Source organism: Photobacterium sanguinicancri, assembly GCF_002265265.1.
Classification (GTDB): domain Bacteria; phylum Pseudomonadota; class Gammaproteobacteria; order Enterobacterales; family Vibrionaceae; genus Photobacterium; species Photobacterium sanguinicancri.
The window spans coordinates 1-6766 of the sequence record NZ_NOIF01000226.1 but is presented as its reverse complement, the minus strand read 5'-3'; the positions used below and the strand labels follow the sequence as shown (position 1 = coordinate 6766).

Annotated in this window: 5 protein-coding genes; all 5 read right to left on the bottom strand. The window is 41.9% G+C overall.

Going from position 1 to position 6766, the window contains the following annotated elements:
* Window positions 1-92 precede the first annotated feature (92 nt).
* A complete protein-coding gene (tssH, locus tag ASV53_RS21730; RefSeq protein WP_094958649.1) occupies window positions 93-2669 on the bottom strand; it encodes a type VI secretion system ATPase TssH in 2577 nt (858 codons plus the stop codon).
* Window positions 2670-2688: 19 nt separating this feature from the next.
* Window positions 2689-3660, bottom strand: coding sequence for a type VI secretion system baseplate subunit TssG (gene tssG / locus ASV53_RS21725; RefSeq protein ID WP_189337939.1), 972 nt, complete (start codon window positions 3658-3660; stop codon window positions 2689-2691).
* The gene (gene tssF, locus ASV53_RS21720; RefSeq protein ID WP_094958647.1) at window positions 3657-5486 is read right to left on the bottom strand and encodes a type VI secretion system baseplate subunit TssF; all 1830 of its coding nucleotides are present in this window, start codon (window positions 5484-5486) and stop codon (window positions 3657-3659) included. Before tssF ends, tssG begins: the two co-directional genes overlap by 4 nt.
* A gap of 1 nt (window position 5487) precedes the next feature.
* Window positions 5488-5955, bottom strand: a complete 468-nt coding sequence (tssE, locus tag ASV53_RS21715) for a type VI secretion system baseplate subunit TssE (protein ID WP_094958646.1) — start codon at window positions 5953-5955, stop codon at window positions 5488-5490.
* Window positions 5956-5975: 20 nt separating this feature from the next.
* The coding region (locus tag ASV53_RS21710; RefSeq protein ID WP_094958645.1) for a type VI secretion system accessory protein TagJ at window positions 5976-6766 on the bottom strand (791 nt) is incomplete at its 5' end.

Sequence of the window (6766 nt, the reverse complement as noted above, 5' to 3'; positions counted from 1 at the left end):
CATATGGATAATTACACACACAGCGAGTAGCGCAATTTCCATTTCCACTTTCTTGAAAATGGCTCACAAAACCACATGAGAATAAATGTTGTTTATTTTATATCTACGGTGAAATTATCATCTTTAACACTAAGTATGATTTCATCAATAGGACTATTGACTGAAAGCCTATTTAATATATTAGTTGACAATATTGGCAATAGTGTTTTTTGTATATTTTGCTGAATAATACGAGCACCAGCACTTGGCTCATGTGATAAGTCAATTAAACAGTTGATAATATCATCGCTATATTCAAAGTGCGCACCGTAATTTTTTTCAAAACGTTTCACTAATCGGTTTAGCTGTAATTGAGCAATGTCTTTTAATACAGTCTGTGTTAGTGGGAAAAAGGGGATAATATTCATCCGTCCTAAAAATGCAGGCTTAAATGCTTTTAACAATTCATCTTGCAACGCATCCGTTAACCCTTTTGGACTTGGCATCATGTCAGGATCTTCGCAAAGCTGCATGATCAAGTCAGTACCTATATTCGAGGTAAGAATAATAATCGTATTTTTGAAGTCGATATCTCGCCCTTCACCATCCTTTATCGTCCCTTTGTCAAAAACTTGATAGAAAATATCTTGAACGCCTGGATGAGCCTTTTCTATCTCATCCAATAAGACCACGCTATAGGGTTTTCTCCGGACAGCCTCAGTGAGCACTCCCCCTTCACCAAACCCAACATAGCCAGGAGGCGAACCAAGTAACAATGAAACCTTATGCTCCTCTTTATACTCTGACATGTTAATTGTCGTAATGTGTGCTTCACTACCGTAAATTTGCTCAGCTAAAGCTAATGCCGATTCAGTTTTCCCTACACCACTTGGACCTGACAACAAAAAGACACCGTTGGGTTTATTTTCATCATTTAGGTTGGCACGTGAAATCTTAACGACTTCAGCTAAATGATCTAGTGCATGATCTTGCCCTATAACACGTTGCTTTAAATGTTTTTCAAGTGACAATATTTGTTCAATTTCATCCGACTGCATGCGTCCTACAGGAATTCCCGTCCAGTCTGCAACCACTTCTGCAATTAAGTGTTCATCAACCTCAAAGAACACCATAGGTTCATTATTGATTGCAAAAGATTGTTTGATCGCCACTAATTCTTCATGAGCTTGTGGCTGTTCATTGCCTTCAAGCAGTTCAGCTACTAATAAATGCGCTTGCTCTACCTGCGTTTTTTCAAGTTGCCAGTTGTTGTTGTAGATATGAAGTTCTGTTTCTTTTTCGTCATGCTGTCGTTTCAGTTCAGCGATTTGCTCTTGGTGAGGTGAACCCGTTATTTGCTCCTTTTCCAACTGATTAATTTCAACAAGCTTTTGTTCAAGTGCTTTTGTTAATCGCTCAACCTTTGCAGGAGTTGTTGCTTGGCTCATTGCTACGCGAGCACACGCAGTATCAAGTAACCCCACAGCTTTATCCGGTAGCTGTCGCCCACTAATGTAACGATTCGATAATTTAACGGCGGCTTGTAACGCCTGATCGGTAATACTCACTCCATGGTGTTTTTCCATCACGGGAAGTAAACCGCGCAACATAGCAACTGCAAGGTCTTCACTCGGTTCTTCAACCTTTACCACTTGGAATCGGCGAGCTAACGCCGCATCTTTTTCAAAGTACTTTTTATATTCAGCCCAAGTCGTTGCCGCAATCGTTCTAAGTTCACCACGAGCGAGTGCAGGCTTTAAGATATTAGCCGCATCACTTTGACCAGCTTGCCCCCCACTCCCTACCATGGCATGTGCTTCATCGATAAATATTATGATAGGGACTGGCGAAGATTTAACTTCTTGAATAACTGATTTCAGTCTATTTTCAAATTCCCCTTTCATCCCCGCCCCCGCCTGAAGCAACGCAAGATCAAGAGAACGAATAGCGATCCCTTTTAAGCTATCAGGGACATCGCCAGCTACAACTCGTAAAGCTAGACCTTCGACAACGGCCGTTTTTCCGACCCCAGCTTCACCCGTTAATATCGGATTATTTTGACGGCGACGAGACAAAATATCGATCATCTGACGAATTTCATCATCTCGTCCAACAATAGGATCAATCTCGCCACTTCTAGCTTGCTCTGTGAGATCCATCGTAAATTGCTCTAACGCAGGTAAAGCACTGGATGAGGTTGCTGATGATGCTTCACTCGCTACGCTGTTATTCAATTCAGGCCAAATATGTAATAGCTTTGCGGGTTCTATTTTTGTAATTTCTTGACTATATAAGCTAACAAAAGAAGACAAGCTTTCATCAGCTGACAGTGCATAAAATAAATGGACAATACCAAGACTGTTATCACCAAATTCAATCGTCGCGGCGAGCCATGCCTGTCGAAGTAAAGTAACCGTATGAATCGCTAAACCAGGAGCATCCTCACAGCCTGTTTGTAGGCGTTCAAGCCTAACCAATAAATCATTCTTGAGCTTTGCATCATCGATTGCAAAGAATTGACTTACTGCTTTATATTCAGTGGTTTGTGCGTCCAAAATACAACACAGCCAGTGCAACACTTCTACGCTTGAGTGGCTACGAGAATTTGCTAATGCGGCACTAGATTCCAGTGTCCTTTTTGCGTCAGGTGTGAGTTTTTCCACCAACGACTTCAACGTCATTGTCGACATAGATTACCTTTAGCTAATACTAATTAATTGAAATTTTCACTGGCTTAGTCGCAAGTAAAGACGACATGCCGAGCATCGCGCTCAGACCTAATTGGGTTTCACTTCCCAGAGCGGCCAATGGAAGATCGGCATAATACGTTTGTACCTCCCAATCCACCTGCGTGGACTGCGGGACAAAATGCCGGGCAAGATTATTTAGGCGGGTCATTAAAACGCTTTTTTGGATAAGTCGTCGTGTTAGCTGTGCATCTTGTACGTAAAGCACAATCCTAATTGCGGCATTAACATTCCAAACTTGCTTACCCAATACCGTTGTTCGGCCTAATTGAGCGTGAAGTCCGTCAGGTTCAGCTCGTGAGCATAATGCTGTTTGTTCATTACCTTGAAGTGGGATCCACCGTCCAACAAATTCATCAACATCAACATCACATTTAAGCGTGTGAGAAATAATGGCTTTCATAGATGCGACATTTCGCACCGTTTTAGCCAGCAACCCTCCCCAATAAATATCACTATCATCGATAGAACCTGTTAACGATTGGAGTGCTTGATGTATATCTGTTGGTTGCCCCCATAGGTGACGTTGATGATGAACTGAATACTGATATTTCTCCCAAGATCGATAATAGAGGGAAATAAGTCGGTGATTAAACAAATCAAGAAAATCTCTTAACGCGTAATCCTTACGTTTCATACGCTGCAAAATCAATTCGGTATAATGCTGAGGTAATACCCCTGCAACCCCCGTTAATCCAAAAGAGCTGACCTCTAATGTTAAACCCTCGCCACTTTTTTCAGGTCGAACAGTCACTTCATTGGCTGCAAAGCCAAGATGCTGCGATGCAACAAACCGTATTGTTTCATCATCAATAAATGCATCAGAACCTAATTCGAAATGGCCATCAGTACTAATATAGTGTCGATGTAGGGCATATATTACTTCGTAAAGTTCTCGTCCTTGAAAGTCTGTTAAATCAATCGCTTTACTCACAGCAGTACCTTCCCACCAGCCGTCGCTGGCCACTCATGAAAAGCTTGCTCTTGTCCATACAGCCACACCCGAAGGCGAGTGAAACTGTTCACAGCCGCGTATTGCGCAAAAAAATGGGCTAATACATTGCTGAACAAAAATACCATGGGTTCTTGTACGTCATTAATTGAAAAAGTGAGGTCGATATCAGACCCATGACAGAATCCTACACGCCCTTCTTGATTCACTCGTGCCGTTGCAGGTGTAACCTTCAACCCAACAATGGCATCAATCAGCACTTTTGTTTGGGGGGAGGCTTTAAAATCATATAGCCTTAATGTTTCTTTCAGCGTTGCCAGACTATTTCCATCAGTAAAGCTATTGAGTGTTAATAACTTCGCTAGCTGCCAGCGGGTGCTATCATGTAACCGAGGGCGAATAGGTTCTGTTGGCGGAAATAAACAACGTACCTTTTCAAATACGTCACCTTGCTGCGTTAAAAAAACTTTAGGCTGCCCGCCACCAAATGGAAGTCGAGAAGCTAAATTTCGATTACTACACAGGGTCTCTATTTTTAAGCTCCACCGATCTTTTTCAGCAGGATCAAAATGTTTGGAATAGCGATCGACTATTGATATGAATGTTTCACGGCCGGGTTCGTCAAACCCACCCGCCCAATTCACATCTTCTCGACGAATATTCCAGTACAACTCACTGTCAGATAAATAATTGGGATGTTCCCCACCATAAAACGGCATCACTTCAACTTCCGTGTTATGCCAGTTGTAAGCAGTGACACGCTCAACGCTGATCACTTCATTTGCTTCAGATTGATTATATGACGGGACAATCGGGTATTCATGACTCACGTGATCAAGCGCGATCGGCTCAACCTGTTTTTCAAATAAATTAATAACGGGCACACACCCCAGCAAGACATTTTCTTTTGCTAGCTGCTTCACCATAAGATCTGATGGCTCATCGAAGTAAATGAATAATTCAGCCTCATCACTATCCCCAAACCAACGAGGTTCGAGATCAACTAAGTCAATGAATAGAAACTTCTCTGGCAATAAGAAATACTCGACTAACAGCCTATAACCAGAAAAACTTTGCTGACGATATGGAATAACAGATTGCTGCGCCTCAAACCCAGTCGCTTTAATGTGCTTTGAACTGATGTACTTAACATTCTGAGGGTGATTTTTAGGAACAATTGCAATCCCGACGGCATAACGTAACAAATAGAGATAGAGTTGATAGCTAATATGAGAAAGCCCGCCTAAATGGAACCTCAATGAAGAAAAAGCATGATGGCTTAATCGATGATCACCATCTGTTCCTGTTAATTTCAGCTTAAGTACCGAGCGGGCTGCCCGATTAAAATGCGGTTCAGGGGCGTGAAATGGGGAGTTCTCGAAGCTCACTTGGCTCAAGTCAAACGGCCATAGCTCAGCCGAGTAGCTAGTTTGAAAATGGCAACGCTTGAAATGATCTGCAACCAGTTCAACTGATTCACCTTTATCAATAGAGAAACCGACACCGATGTTATCTTTTGCTGCCATTTTAATCACACTCATAGAGGGGATCGTGGCATGATAGTCAGGATAAAGTTGACCAATCAAGGCTTCCGTCAATTGCGGATAGCTGTCATCTAAATTACGTCTAATTTGCGCCGTTAATAAAGCAAAGCCTTCCATCATTCGTGATGCGTGCGGGTCTTCAATTTGACTATCACTCAATCGTAAACGACCTGCTATTTTTGGATGCTTCTCCGCATACTCAGCCCCCATTTTTCGCATGTAGGCCAGTTCACGATTGTAATATTTTAATAAATCATCGCTCATTTTAAGACTCCTCTACCTTGATCCCTAAACTCACTGGCTCAACTTCGGAATCGAAAACAAGTTCTTCTTGTTCAGTTCCAACACGAAATATGGCTTGAATTCGAAGTCGTAACACACGATCTTCCGGCGCGCCGTCTTCTAATACAGTGACAAAAACAGCATCAAATCGAGGTTCAAATCGAGTTATCGTTTCTTCTACAATTCGGCACAAGTAGCTACGCCCATCACTGCTACTAAATGGCATCGCAGAAAAGTCAGGTAAACCGTAATTCATCACTGAAATATCTAGTTCTTCCAAATGTTTCGACCACGTAAGCCAAGAACGGCGAGAATTGAGCAACCACTCGATATCTCTACGCACACTATCTTTTAGCGCCTGTAAGCTATAGGTAATAGGTTGTTCCGTTGTAATTTCCGGTGTGTCATCAATGAGATTATCCAATAGCGATGGTTTTAACGGCACATACATGATTTAGTATCTCGTCAACGTTAAGCCATTTTTTCCATTAACTCACACTGAGCAAGAGGAAGCGCTTCATCGCCAACTAACCACATCTTTTGACCTTGGCCAATAACAACGGGTGTATTGGGTAATTCCACCCAGTCCGTTTCACGCGCCAATTTTTGAGCATCGGTTTTACTGTCAATATAGGTTATAGGAAGAAACGCATCACCACTTGGCCCATCAATAACTTCGATGCTAACCTTGCGCCAAATATATTCAACTAAGGACGTTATTGGCATAAATTGCAGATGAGATACTTCAGAAAATGGAACAAGATAATATTGCCCATCGGTCCCGAACAACTCGATATAACCCGCCAAACTATCATCAAGATCTCGACAGTCAGGTACGCTAATATTGTTAACGGTAAAAGCAGACTTGCAACGCTCTAACTCTAATTTTTCCGCGTGCTCTTTTACCCCAGAATCATCTTTTCGGCATCGAGCCACATTTAAAGCAACCAAACTTTCAAAACTTTTAACTTCACCCTTCAATAGCTGAACAGTGGCGTTTCCTGAAAAGAAATCTGCTCTTGCTTGTGCCGCATGAATAAGTTGACGCAGGTTATTTCCACCGACTAGATACTCAGGGTATTGTTTTATCAACAGCGACAATTGCTGATCTGCCCGCTCAAGTTGCCCATCAATACAAAGAAGCTCAATAAAATTGCTACGTAAATCACTATCTTTCGGTTGAGATTTAAGAACATCCATATAATCACAGAGAATATCTTTAATACTTTCCTGCTGTAAGCGAATATTTAAGCTTTCCATAA

What these genes read in the sequence shown, in the direction of transcription:
- tssF (WP_094958647.1), bottom strand. Translation starts at nt 5,486, where the DNA reads ATGAGCGATGATTTATTAAAATATTACAATCGTGAACTGGCCTACATG.
- tssH (WP_094958649.1), bottom strand. Translation starts at nt 2,669, where the DNA reads ATGTCGACAATGACGTTGAAGTCGTTGGTGGAAAAACTCACACCTGAC.
- tssE (WP_094958646.1), bottom strand. Translation starts at nt 5,955, where the DNA reads ATGTATGTGCCGTTAAAACCATCGCTATTGGATAATCTCATTGATGAC.